Annotated in this window: 20 protein-coding genes; 5 read left to right on the top strand and 15 right to left on the bottom strand. The window is 70.1% G+C overall.

What is annotated here, in order from left to right; genetic code table 11:
* Window positions 1-117: 117 nt before the first annotated feature.
* The 9 genes from ACFP3R_RS37100 to ACFP3R_RS37060 form a co-directional block, all read right to left on the bottom strand.
* The gene (locus tag ACFP3R_RS37100) at window positions 118-573 is read right to left on the bottom strand and encodes an NUDIX hydrolase (protein WP_380643641.1); all 456 of its coding nucleotides are present in this window, start codon (window positions 571-573) and stop codon (window positions 118-120) included.
* 43 nt (window positions 574-616) lie between these two features.
* On the bottom strand, window positions 617-1,255 hold the full coding sequence (tmk, locus tag ACFP3R_RS37095) for a dTMP kinase (protein ID WP_380643639.1): 639 nt from the start codon (window positions 1,253-1,255) through the stop codon (window positions 617-619).
* Window positions 1,252-2,715 (bottom strand): B12-binding domain-containing radical SAM protein, encoded by a 1,464-nt coding sequence (locus ACFP3R_RS37090; RefSeq protein ID WP_380643636.1) that lies wholly within the window; start codon window positions 2,713-2,715, stop codon window positions 1,252-1,254. The genes tmk and ACFP3R_RS37090 overlap by 4 nt, the downstream gene beginning before the upstream one ends.
* A complete protein-coding gene (locus ACFP3R_RS37085; protein WP_380643634.1) occupies window positions 2,705-3,526 on the bottom strand; it encodes a DNA glycosylase family protein in 822 nt (273 codons plus the stop codon). Before ACFP3R_RS37085 ends, ACFP3R_RS37090 begins: the two co-directional genes overlap by 11 nt.
* 182 nt (window positions 3,527-3,708) lie before the next feature.
* Window positions 3,709-4,092 (bottom strand): hypothetical protein, encoded by a 384-nt coding sequence (locus tag ACFP3R_RS37080; protein WP_380643632.1) that lies wholly within the window; start codon window positions 4,090-4,092, stop codon window positions 3,709-3,711.
* A 114-nt stretch (window positions 4,093-4,206) separates the two neighbouring features.
* Window positions 4,207-4,827 (bottom strand): hypothetical protein, encoded by a 621-nt coding sequence (locus tag ACFP3R_RS37075; protein ID WP_380643630.1) that lies wholly within the window; start codon window positions 4,825-4,827, stop codon window positions 4,207-4,209.
* 766 nt (window positions 4,828-5,593) lie between these two features.
* Complete coding sequence (locus tag ACFP3R_RS37070; protein ID WP_380643628.1) at window positions 5,594-6,043, bottom strand: hypothetical protein; 450 nt, start codon at window positions 6,041-6,043, stop codon at window positions 5,594-5,596.
* Between the two features lie 81 nt (window positions 6,044-6,124).
* The gene (locus ACFP3R_RS37065) at window positions 6,125-6,514 is read right to left on the bottom strand and encodes an IS3 family transposase (RefSeq protein ID WP_380643626.1); all 390 of its coding nucleotides are present in this window, start codon (window positions 6,512-6,514) and stop codon (window positions 6,125-6,127) included.
* A 95-nt stretch (window positions 6,515-6,609) separates the two neighbouring features.
* The gene (locus tag ACFP3R_RS37060) at window positions 6,610-6,891 is read right to left on the bottom strand and encodes a hypothetical protein (protein ID WP_380643648.1); all 282 of its coding nucleotides are present in this window, start codon (window positions 6,889-6,891) and stop codon (window positions 6,610-6,612) included.
* On the opposite strand from ACFP3R_RS37060, the gene ACFP3R_RS37055 reads away from it, so the two are divergent.
* On the top strand, window positions 6,797-7,531 hold the full coding sequence (locus ACFP3R_RS37055) for a DUF4291 family protein (protein WP_380643646.1): 735 nt from the start codon (window positions 6,797-6,799) through the stop codon (window positions 7,529-7,531). The two genes, ACFP3R_RS37060 and ACFP3R_RS37055, sit on opposite strands and share 95 nt — an antisense overlap.
* A gap of 403 nt (window positions 7,532-7,934) precedes the next feature.
* On the opposite strand, the gene ACFP3R_RS37050 is transcribed toward ACFP3R_RS37055, so the two are convergent.
* Window positions 7,935-8,165, bottom strand: coding sequence for a hypothetical protein (locus ACFP3R_RS37050; protein ID WP_380643623.1), 231 nt, complete (start codon window positions 8,163-8,165; stop codon window positions 7,935-7,937).
* A 282-nt stretch (window positions 8,166-8,447) separates the two neighbouring features.
* On the opposite strand from ACFP3R_RS37050, the gene ACFP3R_RS37045 reads away from it, so the two are divergent.
* Window positions 8,448-8,720: a hypothetical protein gene (locus ACFP3R_RS37045; RefSeq protein ID WP_380643621.1), complete on the top strand. Its 273-nt coding sequence runs from the start codon at window positions 8,448-8,450 to the stop codon at window positions 8,718-8,720.
* A 133-nt stretch (window positions 8,721-8,853) separates the two neighbouring features.
* Here ACFP3R_RS37045 and ACFP3R_RS37040 read toward each other — a convergent pair whose 3' ends face one another.
* From ACFP3R_RS37040 to gdhA, 4 genes are all read right to left on the bottom strand, one after another.
* Window positions 8,854-9,009 carry a hypothetical protein gene (locus ACFP3R_RS37040; protein WP_380643619.1) on the bottom strand — a complete coding sequence of 52 codons (156 nt, stop codon included), beginning with the start codon at window positions 9,007-9,009 and terminating at the stop codon, window positions 8,854-8,856.
* A gap of 50 nt (window positions 9,010-9,059) precedes the next feature.
* Window positions 9,060-9,650, bottom strand: a complete 591-nt coding sequence (locus tag ACFP3R_RS37035) for a DUF6292 family protein (protein ID WP_380643616.1) — start codon at window positions 9,648-9,650, stop codon at window positions 9,060-9,062.
* A gap of 417 nt (window positions 9,651-10,067) precedes the next feature.
* Window positions 10,068-10,646 carry a hypothetical protein gene (locus ACFP3R_RS37030; protein ID WP_380643615.1) on the bottom strand — a complete coding sequence of 193 codons (579 nt, stop codon included), beginning with the start codon at window positions 10,644-10,646 and terminating at the stop codon, window positions 10,068-10,070.
* A gap of 140 nt (window positions 10,647-10,786) precedes the next feature.
* The gene (gdhA, locus tag ACFP3R_RS37025) at window positions 10,787-12,127 is read right to left on the bottom strand and encodes an NADP-specific glutamate dehydrogenase (protein WP_465270008.1); all 1,341 of its coding nucleotides are present in this window, start codon (window positions 12,125-12,127) and stop codon (window positions 10,787-10,789) included.
* Window positions 12,128-12,343: 216 nt separating this feature from the next.
* Between gdhA and ACFP3R_RS37020 the strand changes: the two genes are divergently transcribed.
* The 3 genes from ACFP3R_RS37020 to ACFP3R_RS37010 all read left to right on the top strand — a co-directional run bounded on the left by ACFP3R_RS37020 (window position 12,344) and on the right by ACFP3R_RS37010 (window position 14,517).
* A complete protein-coding gene (locus ACFP3R_RS37020) occupies window positions 12,344-12,508 on the top strand; it encodes a hypothetical protein (protein WP_380643611.1) in 165 nt (54 codons plus the stop codon).
* 157 nt (window positions 12,509-12,665) lie between these two features.
* Window positions 12,666-13,013, top strand: coding sequence for a YciI family protein (locus ACFP3R_RS37015; RefSeq protein WP_380643609.1), 348 nt, complete (start codon window positions 12,666-12,668; stop codon window positions 13,011-13,013).
* Between the two features lie 283 nt (window positions 13,014-13,296).
* Window positions 13,297-14,517, top strand: a complete 1,221-nt coding sequence (locus ACFP3R_RS37010) for an RNA polymerase sigma factor (protein ID WP_380643643.1) — start codon at window positions 13,297-13,299, stop codon at window positions 14,515-14,517.
* A 107-nt stretch (window positions 14,518-14,624) separates the two neighbouring features.
* Here the strand turns inward: ACFP3R_RS37010 and ACFP3R_RS37005 are convergent.
* On the bottom strand, window positions 14,625-15,074 hold a 450-nt coding region (locus ACFP3R_RS37005), incomplete at its 5' end, for a cellulose binding domain-containing protein (RefSeq protein WP_380643607.1).

Below are 15,074 nucleotides of genomic sequence, written 5' to 3'. Positions count from 1 at the left end.
CCGCTGCGTCCGCGACTACGAACGACTACCCCACCACCACGAGGCCATGGTCCGCTGGTCCATGATCCGCATCACCAGCCGCCGACTCACCCAACACCAGTAGCTCGGAACGGCTACTTAGAGCGCTGCTGCGTGCCTGGCCCAGCCTCGGATACCGAAGGTGGCGGCGGCACGGTAGGCGTGGATGCCGGCGGCCGGGTAGTCGATGAGCCGGTCGGGCAGGGCGTCGAAGGGGAACCAGCGGACCGCGGAGCACTTGTCGGGTTCTCGGTTCGTCGGTGTGCCGGTCCAGCGACGGGCTTCGAAGAAGAGGCCGAGGCGGGGTTCGGGGCCCGAGCCGTTGACGTGCAGGGTGTGGACCAGGCGCAGGTCGGTGTGGTTGATGTGGACGCCGACTTCTTCGTCGGCTTCGCGGACGGCGGCGTCGAGGACGGACTCGCCCGCGTCGAGCTTGCCGGAGGGCAGGTGCCAGAGGCCGTCGAAGAGCGGGTTGGTGTCGCGGCGGCGGGTGAGCAGTACGTCGTCGTCGCGGACGAGGAGGAGGTGGACGTCGATCAGGTGTCGGTCGGCCATGGGTCCTCGTCGGTTGTTCACTCGGTTCAGGACCCGGCGCAGCTTACGTGGTGTGTGATTCGCCGGGTGGACCGGCCGTCAGTTGTGCGATTCGTTTGGCGATCATGCGGATTACCTGCTCTGTTGCGCTTTTCGTCGTGTCGATCGTGAGTATTGGGTAGCCGTGTCGGGTGAGGCGGTGGGTGGTGTCGGCGTACAGCTCTGCTTCCGTCCGGCTGGTGGTGATGCCGGCTTCGAAGCGGCTGTGCGCGCCGCGCTCGTGAATGCGTCGGGCGGTGACTTCCGGGTCGGCGGTGAGGATGACGGCGAGGTCGGGGATGTCGGCGGCCGCGTTGAGGGCTTCGATGAAGTCGACCGGGACGCCGTCCATGCGTTGCAGCACGTAGGAGGAGGCGACGTAGCGGTCGCACAGCACGATCCTGCCAGCGGCGAGTCGTGGGCGGATCTCGGTGGTCAGGTGGTGGTAGCGGTCGGCTGCCACCAGGCAGGCCAGGGCGTGTCCGGAGTAGGTGTCGGTGCCGTGGCGGGCGATCTCGCCGAGTTGGTCGTGGGACGGCTCGGTGGTGGTGTGGACGGTGCGGCCCTGGTTGGTGAGGTGGTGGTGCAGATGGCGGGTGATGGTGCTCTTGCCCGCGCCTCCCGGGCCGTCGATGGTCACGAAGAGGCCGCGGTGGCCGGTCATGCCGTTGTGGCTTTCCGGGCGTGTTGTTCGCGGGTCAGGGCGACGAGTTGGGCGCGGACGTGGTCGATGGGCGCTTCGGAGAGTTGCAGGTTGACCGAGAAGTTGAACTCGTTGCGCTCCCGCATGGACTCGTCGACTCCGGCGTCGGTGAGGTTGACCGCGCTGTAGTCGAGCAGCTGGCCGGTGGTGTAGCGGCCGGTGGCGAGGAGGCGGTGCCAGTCGGGGGTGCCGGGGTAGGGGCGGTACTCGAAGGCCGAGGCGCGGAACCGCCCCGGTAGTGGGTCGGTGAGGTCCCACAGGTCGTGCACCAGGCGGACGGTGGCGGTGATCTCGGCTGGGGTTTCGGTGGGGAAGCCGAGGATGAAGTAGCCCTTGACGTTGATGCCGCGTTCGGTCAGGCGGCGGACGACGGTCTTGGTCATGTCGGGGTCGATGCGCTTGTCGATCAGCGTGAGCACGCGTTCGCTCCCCGATTCGATGCCCAGTGCCACTTCGCGCAGGCCGTTGCGGGCGAGGGTGTCGAGGGTGTGGTTGCCGGCGCGGTGCAGGACGTTGATCCGGCCGGTGGCGTCCCAGACGGCCCAGTCGCCGACGCGCTCGGTGGTGAAGGCGCCCATCATGTGGTCGATGACCCGTCGTGCGCCGAGGAACAGGTCGTCGACGAAGCGGAACGCGGTCACGCCGGTGTCCCGGAGCTGGTGCATCTCGGCGAGGATGTTGTGCGGGTCGCGGGTGCGGATGGTGATGTCGGGGTTGGCGGAGACCGCCGCGCCGCAGAACGAGCAGTCGTAGGGGCAGCCGCGGGCGCCGACCATGTTCGCCTCCCACCGGCCTGCCTCGTGGTGCGGGTCCTGGGCGAGGTAGCGGCGGTCGACGAAGGGCAGGGCGTCCACGTCCGGGGCGAGGTGGTGGGCGTTGCCGGGGATGCCGCCGGTGACCGGGTGCTTCAAGATCGGGTCCAGCCACATCACGCCGGGCAGTTCGGTACGTGATCTGTGGTCGTCCAGGAGAGTGGCAACCCGGGTCTCGCCTTCACCGAGCACGAGGGCTTCACAGCGGGACATGCGCGGGTCGGTGAGGATCTCGACGGGCATCGCCTTGGCCTGGTGGCCGCCCAGCATGACCTTGACGGCCGGGTCGAGGGCGGCGGCGATGCGGGCGCTGACCTGGTAGGTCGGGGCGAGCAGGTTGAATCCGACCCAGCGTGGTGCGGCCCGGTTGACGATGTCGATCGTGTGGTCGATACCCAGGCCGTGGGCCTCGGCGTCCAAGACTCCGACGGTGAAGCCCTGTGCGGCGGCGTAGGTGGCCAGGTAGCCCATGCCGAGCACGGGCAGGGTGAAGTCGTTGACGCGGGGCCGCTCGGCGTAGTCGCGCAGCGGCGCGTTGACGAACAGGGCATCCAGCGGGTGCCGGAGGTCTGCGCCCGTGATCAGCGCTGCTGATGGGTCAGATGGCAACGGCTCCCGAGGTGTTGGCATGACGTACTCCCCATGCGAGTGTGAGCAGCGTCCAGGCGGACAGGTCCTTGCCCGCCAACCGTGCCCAGCGGCGGGCGAACTCCGGTTCGGTTTCGGGCCAGGTTCGCCCGGTCGGGAGGCGGTCCGCCCAGGTGCGCACCGCCAGATCGGCGTACGGGTACAGCGCGTAGTCGTTGGTCAGGTCCGCGACGGTCGCACCCGCGGTCCACGGGCCGATGCGCGGCACGCCCTGCACCTCGTCCCGCAGGGCGGCCGGGTCGAGTTCGCCCCACTTCGGGCCGACCTCCAGCACCGCCTCGGCAGCGGCCTTCAGCGGACGGCGCTTGAACGCCATCCCCAGGGCGGTGAACTCGTCGTCCGGGAGTGCCAGAACGGCCTCCGGTGTCGGGAACAGCCAGGTCGGGCCATGCGGGGTGGTGACCGCTTCGCCGTGAGCCCGGCAGAACGCGCGGTAGAGCTTGCGGGCCTGACCCGCCCGGATCACCTGTCGGACGATGGACGTCGCCAGGGCGTCCCACAGGTCCGGGTTGCGCCAGCGCCCCACCGTGCCCGCCGCACGCAGTGCGTCCACCACGTCATCGGGACCGGTCAGCCCGGCGGGATCAACGACGTCGAGCACGGGTGCGTCTCCCTCGCCGCACGTGAGGCGGGCCTCTGTTCGGCAGGTGCCGGTTCCTTCGGGTGCGTAAGTCAGCACCCAGGTGGAACCTCCGGAACGGACGGCGCGGTAGGCGGTCTCCCCTGCCGACAACCAGGAGGGGTGGTCGGTCATCACCGAGGACACGATCACAGCAGGGCTCCCTGGGATGGGGTGAGGGCCACCCATGATGCCGATGTCACCTCTCCGGCACATCCACCCCGGCGGCGTGGCGGGTGGATGTGCCGGAATGGACGGCGACGCTCCACTGGCGAGTGAAGGAGACCCGTCGTCCCCGCGGAAACGCGATGGCGCGACGATCGAGCCGCACCCCACTACTCGGTGTCGATCTGTGCGTCCTTGCCCATGGCCTTGCCGATGAGACTGAGCAGAGCCTCCTGTCGGGCGGTCATCGCGGCGGTGAAGTCGTCGTTGCGCAGGTCGGCGGCCGAGATCAGGTGTGATTGCACGTTCCGGTCGATCTGTTCCGGCGTGGTGTCCGCGGGCCTGACCAGTCCACGCAGGTAGACGGAAGGGGCTCGGCCGCCGATGAGGCGGTTGGTTCGAGCCGTCAGCGGTGTCTTGTTGAGGATGGAGTTGTACTCGGCGGGGCTGATGCCCTGCTTCTCGCACCACGCCTTGGGAAAGACGTGGTGGATGTCGACCGCGTTGTCGAAGTAGTTCTCGTCGGACATGTCCGAGCCGGTGGCCCAGTCCACGGGCCCCACCTTGAGCAGCAGCGCGTAGAGGCCCTTGTAGGCGGCGGAACCGCCCCTTCGATCAGTAGGGACAGGTTGTGCTTGGCCAGCGCCACGGCGCACCTGACCTTGGCGTCACTTAGGGATATCAGGTTTTATATCCAATTCGTTGAACACCCCCGGAACTATGTCGTCAACACCGTAACTTGGGGAAATGAATACTTTTCTAGCGCCACTCCACTCGTCGTAACACAAAACACTTGCCGTGAAGTAGGAGCCACGACTCTGCCTGAGCAGTGACTCAAAAGTTACAGAAATCCACTGGGATTCAACCGGATAAAGCGACTTCACCAAAAGTCTGCCGGTAGACGTGCTTTCACCGCGAGAAAATTCGTTCATCGCCTCCGAGAAGTCGATACGAAGTATCCTGTTCCTGCCAGGACGGAGATAAACAGAGTAAGGAACCGAGACGGGTATATCAAATTGGACCAGGTTATTCCCGGCTTCTTTATCTTGATACAAGGAGATGCCGCGAAAATGCATAGTCACCGAAACCGTCAGGTCGATCACTGCCCGACGTCCCACATTCTTGACTTTTATTCGGTAGACGCTCCTGCCTTCAACACTGGTGAGCCTCCCCACTTGCTTGCTAAAATTCAGACTAGGCGCTAACACGTGCGTTACGAAGTACCACCACAGAACCGATAGGGCAAACCCGCCCATAATACCGCCGATGCCCCACAGCATTTCTTTCATCCCACTCCTCGTTGTCCGCTGTTGGAAGTGAAATAGGATCATTTGCCATTGCATCGGAGCTGGCCTTCAATAAGACAGCCTTCGAGACGCTGCAAAAGCTCAGGGGCTCAACACTAGGCATGTACTGTCGGTCCTCTGGACCGCCTCCGGACTCCGCCGGCTTGACGGCTGCGGACATCCGGTGTCCAACGGTGGCGGAGTGATCGATCTTCGTACAGGACCGTACGCGGGGTTCTGAGGTGGCCGTAGAGAGTCGCCAGGGCGGAGCTGTGCCGGGCACTACGGCAGGCTCTCGCGGTAGCGGCTCTCGCTTCCCCAACGCTGTGATCACTTCAAGGCCGTTACAACCGCATGTGGTCATGAATGATCGAGATCGATTCAATTCACTCGGTAGCCGCACCGCCCTCCTGATGCGGATAAGTACCAGCTCACCATAGCACTCGCACCAGGGTGGCGCTGCTGCCTCATCTGTCTCACCTGCAACAGCACCCCTTCTCGCCGAGACGAATACTGCCGTCCGGTAGGCCATATAGAGCACAAAGATTCGACTGGAGAGTGACGACGGAACGTCGCACCGCGGAACTAGGCGTTCCCGATGAACGTCGTTCCGTCGAGCAAGGCGCCCCCGATGAATGTGATCCGACGGAACAGCGCGTTGCACAGCAGGCAGCCGATCAGGTTCTGGTCGATGAGGTCTGCGGCAGTGAGGCCGAAGTCGGTATCTGCCCAGAAGGGCGCCGTAGGGCGGTCACATCGCTGCCAAGACTCACAGCATGGCGAGGATGCGTTGGGCGGTTAGCCGGACCTCGCACCCCCGGACTCGTTCGCGGTGCTCGTCGCGGGCGGTCTGATCGGCGTTCACGCCAGACGGGTCACCGGGGAGGTCGAAGGGTGCGCGGAGTTGAGCACAGAGGAGGTCGACCGCGGTCTGGCTCGGGGCCGGGTTATCGGGGTGATCCTGCGCAAGGCGCTCCAGGGCGTAAAGGCCACCGTGGTGAACTGCGGCCTTGTCTGATCCGAACTGCTCCACCGACTCCGCACAGAGATCGGTGGTCCGACGAGCTTCAGCGTCGCGTTCAGTTGTGGCCGCGACACGTTTAGCGTGCTGACGGGTGCGCTCAGCAGTCTCTCGTTGCGGTTCGCAGGCGCGGGCGACGTGGGCCTGGTCGCGTTCCTCCTGCACCAGCCCGATCTCGATGGCGCGCTGCGTCGCCACGCCAGGTACAACGCGAAGATGCCACCTCCGCCTACCCCGATGCTCAACCCGGTGAGGTCCCCCGACAACGCGAGGCGGTTGTCACCTGGCTGCGGTGGGTGATGCCGGGGTCGTAGCCAGGTCGGCCTGGGTGGTGTGCCGGGCGGCTTCGTGCTCGTCGGGGCTGAGCTGGCCGAGGTCTTTCTGGATGCGCTCGGTGTTGTAGAACCCGTCGATGCAGGCGAACAGTTCGTTCTCGGCCTCGTCACGCGTGCGCCAGGAGCGTCGATGGACCGGTTCGATCTTCAGCCTGGAGAAGGAGTTCTCCACCAGGGCATTGTCGTGGGAGTCGCCGGTCTGCCGGCCCACGATCGGGTCGGAGAACGCGTCGCGCACGGCCGCGAGCCAGAAGGCGCCCTCGCCGGTGCGGATCCGGGCCGCGTCGGCGACCCACAGCCGGTCCGGCGCGGGTGCGGTGAAGTCCCGGTTCACCCGGTCGGGCGCCGGCGCGGACCGCGGGTCCCGCCCGGACGAGGGGACGCGCCAGCGTTTGCGCAGGAACGCGCCCTACGGGCCGGCCTGAAGCATCAACCGCTCGACCCGCTTGCGCGACACGAACGCCCCGGCGCCGCAACCCGCGGACCGCCGCAGGTGCCGCCGGAGGCGATGTGGACGTCGGCGATCTCGACGGACGCGGCCTTGAGGATCTCGTTGGCGCGCTTCAGTTCCGCGTTCTCCTTGCGCAGCCGGCGCAGCTCCTCCGACTCGGTCGCGGTGGGTCTGTCGTACCGCTCGCCACGACCGGGCGCCTTCAGCGCTTCACCGGACCGTCCGAGAACCACGTCATTCCTGGCCCGGTGGTCAACCACCCCGCTTGGACCACCACATCGGGGAAATGCCTGTTGCGACGATCATCGGCATGATGTTCCCGGAATCCGACGTTCGCGCAGGTGCGCGAGCAGTGAGGGCGGTGGTGGGCATGTCCGGGAAAAAGCCTTGCGTGGCAGGTGTTCCCCCGTCGGGAGATGTGTTCCCGCGTCGAGTTGGTCGGGCGGTGACCGGGACAGGCGTCCGCGACGGTCGGACAGGGTGGATCTCGGACCAGGCGCTGCGCTCCCTCTCGGCTCCTGTCGCGAACCCGGCTCCGGGCAGGTGGCGCGGCCCGTTCACGAAGGCGGTCTGAGCGGGTTCGGCCGCGCCTGCTGCCGGGGAGGCTCTGCGCCGACGGCGGTGGCCGTCGTTGCGGGTGTGGACCCATTCAAGGCACGGGACCTGCGGCACCGGCCGTTGGGGCACCGGTCCCTCCAAATCGGTTTGCGGGGGGAGGCGGTGCGGCGCTACGTGGAGGAGTGGATCACCGCGATCACGGACGTCACCGACGTGATGCGCGCGGTGGGAGGGCTGGTCGCGGCTGGTCATGACGAGGAGGCTGCCGCCCTGCTGCCGGTGGAGCGCCCCTGTCGGCTGTCGGAGGCCCTGGTCGTCCGGACCGGCTCCGGGACGCGTTGACACCGGACCGGTGGTCCACCGGTCGTTGCCGGACCACCGGATCGAGCGAATTCCCTTTTCGGGGACCTGCGGCATGATCCTCACGGGAACGGGCTTCCGCAGAGCGCGGCAGGCAGGAGAGGTCGGCGATGACCATGACCGGGTACGCCTCCTGTTCAGGACGGGCACCCGTACCGGCGGAGACGTTCGCGCACCGCGTTGGCCGAGTGGTGGGCGATGTCGGTGTTCGCGATGCCCGGACGGCGTGGATCGTGGATTCGGTGGTGGGGCTGCTCTGCCCTGCCACCGCGAACCACTCCCCCGACGGGCGGCGGCCTCGCGGGTAGGTCGGGTGTGAACTCCCGGGAACGGACGGTGGGCCCCACTCGACCGGCGACGTCCTCGGCTTTCCGGAGGCCCGTCGTCAGCGGTTGGACGAGGGGAACCGCCCGCCGCTGCTGCCCAGGGCGATGAGGTCGGTGTACTGGTCCTGCCACGACCGCTCGGTGGCCAGCAGGTCGGCCAGCCGCTGCACCCACTCCGCGTCGACCGGCGGTGTCGCCCCGGTGGTCAGGTGCTGTTCGGTCTCCTCGCGGGCCCTGCGCCACTCCGCCAGCGTGGGGCCCACGGCAGGACCACCGGCTTGTTCCGACATGTGACGACCGTACTGGGTCGCACCCACCCGCGCCCGCGTTCCCTGAGGTAGAGTCACTCGGGTTGGGACACCAGTTGCGGCACGCCCGCCGTCGCGGTTCCCCAACCCAGTCCGGTCCGGTGGTTGTCCGGCCGGGGACGGGAGCACCGGCTTGTCGCCGGATCACCAGTTCGTCAGACCACTTTCCCTGATCTCCACGGCTCGCGGGCGCGCCTGGTCCGGGGTCAACGCCTCCGGCCGCGCCGCGCGTCGGGAACCGTCCTCAGCGGAAAAGGGGCTGTCATGACGTGGACCAGTCCGCCCACGAAGAACCGGGGCGCCGCGGTCAACTTCACCGAGGCCAGGGCCGCCACCGACCGGGCGGAGGCCGGCCAGCGCGTCCGGGCCGCCCTCACCGTGGCGCAGCACTCGAACGACGTGGGCGACTGCCGGGAACTGCTGTCCATGCTGGGCCTGTCGGGCCGGAAGCTGGACGCCGCTGCCGCGCCGCACGACGTGGACGGCTCTCACCGGGATGCTCCTGACGCCCGGTCGACCGGCGAACTACGTCGATGACCTGGCGAACCGTCACGTGGTCCAGCGACAACGAGGGGCCGCGGGCCCGGTCGTCCCGGGTCCTCTGACGCACCGATGACGAGAAGGGCGGACACGGTCACCGTGTCCGCCCTTCGTCGTTCTCAGACCTTCTTCAGACCTCGTCCGGCGTGGGCAGCGGCTCGAACGGCGCGGACGGCGTGGCGCGCAGCTGCCGGGGAACGGCCCGGTCGTCGTCGGGATGGCTGAACACGACCGGGTGAACCATGCTCGGGGTGTCGGTGATCGGGTGGGTTTTTGTCGGTGCCATGGGGTTCCCTGTGATTCAGGTGACGGATTTCGAGGTGCGGGGGGAGGTGATCAGGACGCCGAGGCGAAGTGCTCCATGCGCTGGGCCAGGTCGGACCAGTCCGCGTGCGACGGGAGGGCCACCGGGGGTCGTCCTGTTCCGCGTCGGGTGATCGAGTCGGTGACGAAGCGCGCCACCGCCTCCGGGGCCGGGACCAGGTCGTCGGTCGACCGGGCGAGCACGACCGGCGGCTCGGCGGGCGAGGTCTCGACCAGGACCGACCAGCCCTGCGAGGCGCTCCAGACCAGCATGACGTCGTGGTCCGGGTGGTCGGCGGAGCGGCAACCCAGGGCGAGGTACGCGGTGGCCGTGTCCGTGACCTCGCACGTGGTGCCGTCGCGGGGCACACCGACCGCTTCGGCCACCGCCCACACGTAGTCGCGCAGCGCTCGCGCCAGGACGTGCGCGCCGTCGTTCGGCGCGGACGGCCGGCGGGGTGCGGCGACACCGGGCAGCGGGTCGTCCGAGGAGCGGGGCCTCGTGGCGGTGGTGCTGCGCGGGCGCCGCACCGGGTCGGTGCCGGTCCGGCTGCGGAGGGCGACGACGTTGGCGGGGCGGACGGCGTTGGCGGGGAGGGGGTTGAGCGGTCCGGTCTGTGTCATGTGGACTCCGTCTGCCCAGCGTTCGTGTGCTCGGCTGGTCGGTGGCGGTGGCCGGCGGTGGACCTGGCCGGCGGTGGACGTGACGAGCCCCGTGCACCGGTCACCGGGGTGCCGGGCTGGTGCGGAGCTGTCGCGGTCTCGGGCTGGTCGCGGTGCCGGGCCGTCACGGGCGAGCGGCCGGGGGCGTGCACTAGCCGTGGAGGCGGAGTGACCGGGCGACCCGCGGTGCCGCCGGTGTCCCCCGTCCCCGAACGTGGAACCGGGTTCAGCGCGGAACCGGGTCGGGGGAAGTGCGGGAGCGCTCCTGCGGGACGCAGGCAGCAGGCGGTCCTGTGATCACCAGTGTACCCCATGAGGACCAACGCGGCCGGTGACGGACCGTGCCCTCCGACACGCCACCGGCCGGCCGGCCGCGCGTCAGGCGGTCCAGACCAGGTGCGCCCGGTCGAGCGCGGCGGCCTGGTAGGGCGGCAGCGGCCGGTCCTCGGCGACGACCTCCAGCGCGTGCTCCTCCCCGAGCACGGTCCGCAACCGCGAGGCCAGGCCGGAGCAGGCCGTCACCTCGTCCGTGCCCGCGACCACCCGGAGCAGGTACACCCAGGTCGCGGTGTCACGCGCGCCCTCCAGCGGTTCCCGCCACGCGCGGTGCAGGCAGAGGCCCCCGTGGTACCGGGCGTTGGTGAGCAGGAGGACGTCCGCCCGGCCGGGGTCGACCGCGTCGGCGGGCGCGGTCGGCCCGAAGCGGTACGGGACCGGCGGCGCCTCCTCGACGGCCGGCACGTCGAGGAGGTCCGCGTCCCCGAGGAACGGGCGGAGCGACTCGCGTTCCCCGCCGGTGATCCCCACGCCCTGCCGGGCCAGGCCGAGCGCGAGCGCCGACCCGGCCGACTCCCGCTCGCCCGCGGCGAGGTGCCCCCGCACGGTGGCCAGGGCGTCGTCGGACAGCCGGCCGGCGAGCCGCGCGCACGCGTCCGCGACCGCCGCGCGGACCTCCACCTCGGTGCTGATGATCTTGCTGCCCTCCCGGTTCCGGGAAGATCATGCCGGTGGGCGCCCGAGCGGTCATTCCCCTGGTGAGGTGGTTCGACCGGCGGAGGTTGACCACCGGTCCACTTCACGAGCCCCCAGGCGGCAGCTCAGATCACGCCCAGCGCCAGCATCGCGTCGGCGACCTGGATGAACCCGGCGATGTTCGCCCCGGCCAGGTAGTTCCCGGGCTTGCCGTACAGGTCGGCGGCCTCCAGGCAGCGGTCGTGGATGCCGTGCACGATGTCCGCGAGGCGGCGTTCGGTGTGGCTGAAGCTCCAGGAGTCCCGGGACGCGTTCTGCTGCATCTCCAGGGCGCTGGTGGCCACGCCACCCGCGTTGGCCGCCTTGCCCGGGGCGAAGAGGACCCCGGCGTCGGCGAACAACCGCACGGCGTCCGGGGTGCAGGGCATGTTGGCGCCCTCGGCGACGACGACGCACCCGTTGCCGATCAGGGTGGCGGCGTCACGCCCGTTCAGCTCGTTCTGCGTGGCGCAGGGCAGCGCGACCTCGCAGGGGACGTCCCACACCGACCCGCCCTCGACGTACCGGGCGCCGGGCCGGGTGTCCGCGTAGGTGGAGATGCGCGCCCGGCGCTGCTCCTTGATCTCCTTGAGCAGGTCGAGGTCGATCCCCCGCTCGTCGACGACGTAGCCGTTGGAGTCCGAGCAGGCGATCACCGAGCCGCCGAGCTGCCGCACCTTCTCCGCCGCGTAGATGGCGACGTTCCCGGAGCCGGAGACCACGACCTCCTTACCGTCGAACGAGTCGCCGCGGGTCTTGAGCATCTCCTCGACGAAGAACGCGGTGCCGTAGCCGGTGGCTTCCGTGCGGACCTGCGAACCGCCCCAGGCCAGCCCCTTGCCGGTGAGGACGCCGGACTCGTAGCGGTTGGTGATGCGCTTGTACTGGCCGAACAGGTAGCCGATCTCCCGGCCGCCGACCCCGATGTCCCCGGCGGGCACGTCGGTGTGCTCGCCGATGTGCCGGTAGAGCTCGGTCATGAACGCCTGGCAGAAGCGCATGACCTCGCCGTCGGAGCGGCCCTTCGGGTCGAAGTCCGAGCCGCCCTTGCCGCCGCCGATGGGCATCCCGGTGAGCGAGTTCTTGAAGATCTGCTCGAAGCCGAGGAACTTCACGATCCCGAGGTACACGGTGGGGTGAAACCGCAGACCACCCTTGTACGGCCCGAGCGCCGAGTTGAACTCGACCCGGAAACCGCGGTTGATCTGCACGTTCCCGGCGTCGTCCACCCAGGAGACCCGGAAGATGATCTGCCGCTCGGGCTCGCACAACCGGCGGATCACCGCCGCGTCGGCGTACTCCGGGTGCTTGGCCACCACCGGGCCGAGGCTGTCCAGGACCTCGCGCACCGCCTGGTGGAACTCGTCCTCGCCGGGGTTGCGACGCAACACCTCGTCGTAAAGGTCACCCAACTTCTCGTCCAGGATCGGCACGCGTCTCCCACTCCTCGATCACCAGTCGTCTCGCAGGGGGCAACCACCCCGCACCGGGCATTCCACCCGACGCCGACCACCGGGGCCAACCCGCCTCGGCAACCTCGCGAACAGCGGGCGACGGGCTCGCGACCTGGAGTACGTCGGCCGGAACGCAGTGTCACCGGAGGGGGAACCGATGACCGACCCGTTGGCGCACGTGCGGGACGTGTGAAGGAGGCGCTGGACTGGTTCGCCGGGGACCCGCCGGTGATCCGCTCCTTCAGCGAGACCTGGTCCAACGTCGCCGGCGAGGTCGGCCGCATCGCCACCGAACCGGGACAGCAGGACGCGCCCGGCTCCTCCCACGACGTGGGGTGGGCCAGCACGTGGTGAACCAGCTCGGCGTGCCCGTCAGGGCGCCGGTGGACGCGGTCGGCCGGGACCGGTGGGGAATTTTTTCGCGACCGCGTCCATTTGACCCGGTTCCGTTCGTGGTGATGTCGTGCGGCGGCCCTGCCGCACGGCAGACCTACCGAGGGAGTTCGGAACCGTGAAGTACATGATGCTGATCATGGCCGGCGCCGCCGACGAGAACGGCGGGGCGGTCGGGTGCTCCGTCGAGGAGTGGATGGCCTACGACCAGCAGGTGCGGGAGGCCGGCATCCTCGTTTCCGGGGAGTCCCTGGCCGATCTGGTCACCGCCACGACCGTGCGGGTCGGGCCGGACGGTCGGCGCACCGTCACCGACGGGCCGTTCGCCGAGAGCCGGGAGCTGCTCGGCGGTTTCTACGTGATCGACGTGCCTGATCTGGACGCCGCGCTCGACTGGGCCGCCCGCTGCCCCGGTGCTCGGGACGGGGCGGTCGTGGTTCGGCCGGTCGCCGACTTCGGGGGCTGAGGTGGGAGAGGTCGCCGGAGTCGGCGGGGCCGGTGGGGCCGGGAAGGCGGCTGAGGACGGGAAGGTCGGCGAGGTGGGCGGGGGCGAGGTGGGCGGGGGCGAGGTGGGCGCGGGCGAGGTGGGCGAGGCGGGCGGGGTGGGCGAGGCCGGCGAGGCCAGCGGGGTGGGCGAGGCCGGCGCAACCAGCAAGGCCGGCGAGACGGCTGAGGTGGGCAGGGCAGCCGAGGTGGGCGACACCGAGACCGGCCGGCTCGGCGGGTCGGCGGTCGCGTCCGTGGAGGCGGTGTTCCGCGAGGAGCGCGGTCGGCTGCTGGCGGCCCTCGTCCGCCGGTTCGGGGACCTCGACCTGGCCGAGGAGGTCACCTCCGAGGCGATCGAGGCGGCGCTGGAGCACTGGCCGGTCGACGGGGTCCCGCCCAAGCCCGGCGCGTGGCTGATGACCACGGCGCGCCGCCGGGCCGTCGACCGGCTGCGCCGCGACCAGGTCTTCGCGGCGCGGCTGGCGATCCTCCAGGTGGAGGCGGACCGGGCGGGGCCGGTGCCCGCCGCGGAGGCCGGTGGCGACCTGCCTGACGAGCGGTTGCAGCTGTTCTTCACCTGCGCCCACCCGGCGCTCGCGGCCGAGGACCGCACCGCGCTGACCCTGCGCTGCCTGGCCGGGTTGACCACGCCCGAGGTGGCGCGGGCCTTCCTGGTGCCGCCGGCGACGATGGCCAAGCGCATCACCCGCGCCAAGAAGAAGATCAGCGAGGCCCGCATCCCGTTCCGCGTGCCCGGCGCGGACGAGCTGCCCGAGCGGCTGCCCGGCGTGCTCCAGGTGGTGTACTCGATCTTCACCGAGGGGTACGCGGCCAGCTCCGGCCCCCACCTCCAGCGGCTCGACCTGGCCGAGGAGGCCGTCCGGCTGGCGCGGATCCTGCGCCGGCTGCTGCCCGGTGAGCGGGAGGTGGCCGGGCTGCTCGGGCTGCTGCTGCTGGTCCACGCCCGGCGCGCCGCCCGCACCGGGCCGGGCGGCGAGCTGGTGCTGCTGGAGGAGCAGGACCGCGACCGGTGGGACCGCCCGATGATCGACGAGGGCCGCGACCTGGTCACCACCTCGCTGACCGGCGGTCCGGCCGGCCCGTACGGGGTGCAGGCCGCGATCGCCGCCCTGCACGACGAGGCCGCGGGCCTGGCCGACACCGACTGGCCGCAGGTCGTGGCGCTCTACGACGTGCTCGTGGCGCTCGCGCCGTCACCGGTCGTCGCGCTGAACCGGGCCGTGGCGGTGGCGATGCGCGACGGCCCGGCGGCGGGCCTGGCGCTGCTCGACGGGCTGGCCGGGGAACCGCTGCTGCGCGGCCACCACCCCTACCCGGCCGCCCGCGCCGACCTGCTGCACCGGCTCGGCAGGCGCGCCGAGGCCGCCGCCGCCTACCGCGAGGCGCTCGACCTGGCCGGCACCGAGCCGGAGCGCGCCCATCTGCGGCGCCGGCTGGGCGCGGTCGACCGGCACGTCCCGTAGTCCCGGGAAGGGTCCGGAATCCCCGGTCGGGTTCGGCCCGCCGCACGCCGCAGCGGGACGGCCCGTGGCGCGGCGACCGGGATCGCCGCGCCAACGGGCCCCGTCGGTCAGCTCGCGGTGCAGGTGGGTGTGAGGCCGGTGGCGGAGCCGGTGCCCTGGAACCCGAATTCGGTGGCCTGTCCGGCTCCGAGGTTGCCGTTGAAGCTGACGTTGCGCCATTGGACGTTGCCGGTGGTGCCGCTGCGGGTGGCGTTCCACGAGTTGGTGACGGAGGCGCCGGAGGGCAGGGCGGTGGTGACGGTCCAGCCGGTGATGGCGGAGGACCCGGCGGTGACCCGGATGGTGGCGACGAAGCCGCCGTTCCAGGAGTTGAGCGAGGCCGACGCGGTGCAGCCGCCCGGCGTCCCGCCACCCGAGGTCGTGGTGGTGGTCGTGGTCGGGTCGGTGGGGTCGACGCCGCCGTTCAGCGCGGAGAGCACCGAGTTGTAGGCGGCTTTCTTGTTGCCGCTGCTGTCGAAGAGCAGGGGGGTGCCGGAGGCGCGCCAGGAGTCGCTGTC

It is taken from the genome of Saccharothrix lopnurensis, assembly GCF_042658445.1.
GTDB lineage: Bacteria > Actinomycetota > Actinomycetes > Mycobacteriales > Pseudonocardiaceae > Actinosynnema > Actinosynnema lopnurensis.
The sequence above is the reverse complement of the archived record's forward strand: the minus strand, read 5'-3'. Positions and strand labels throughout refer to the sequence as shown.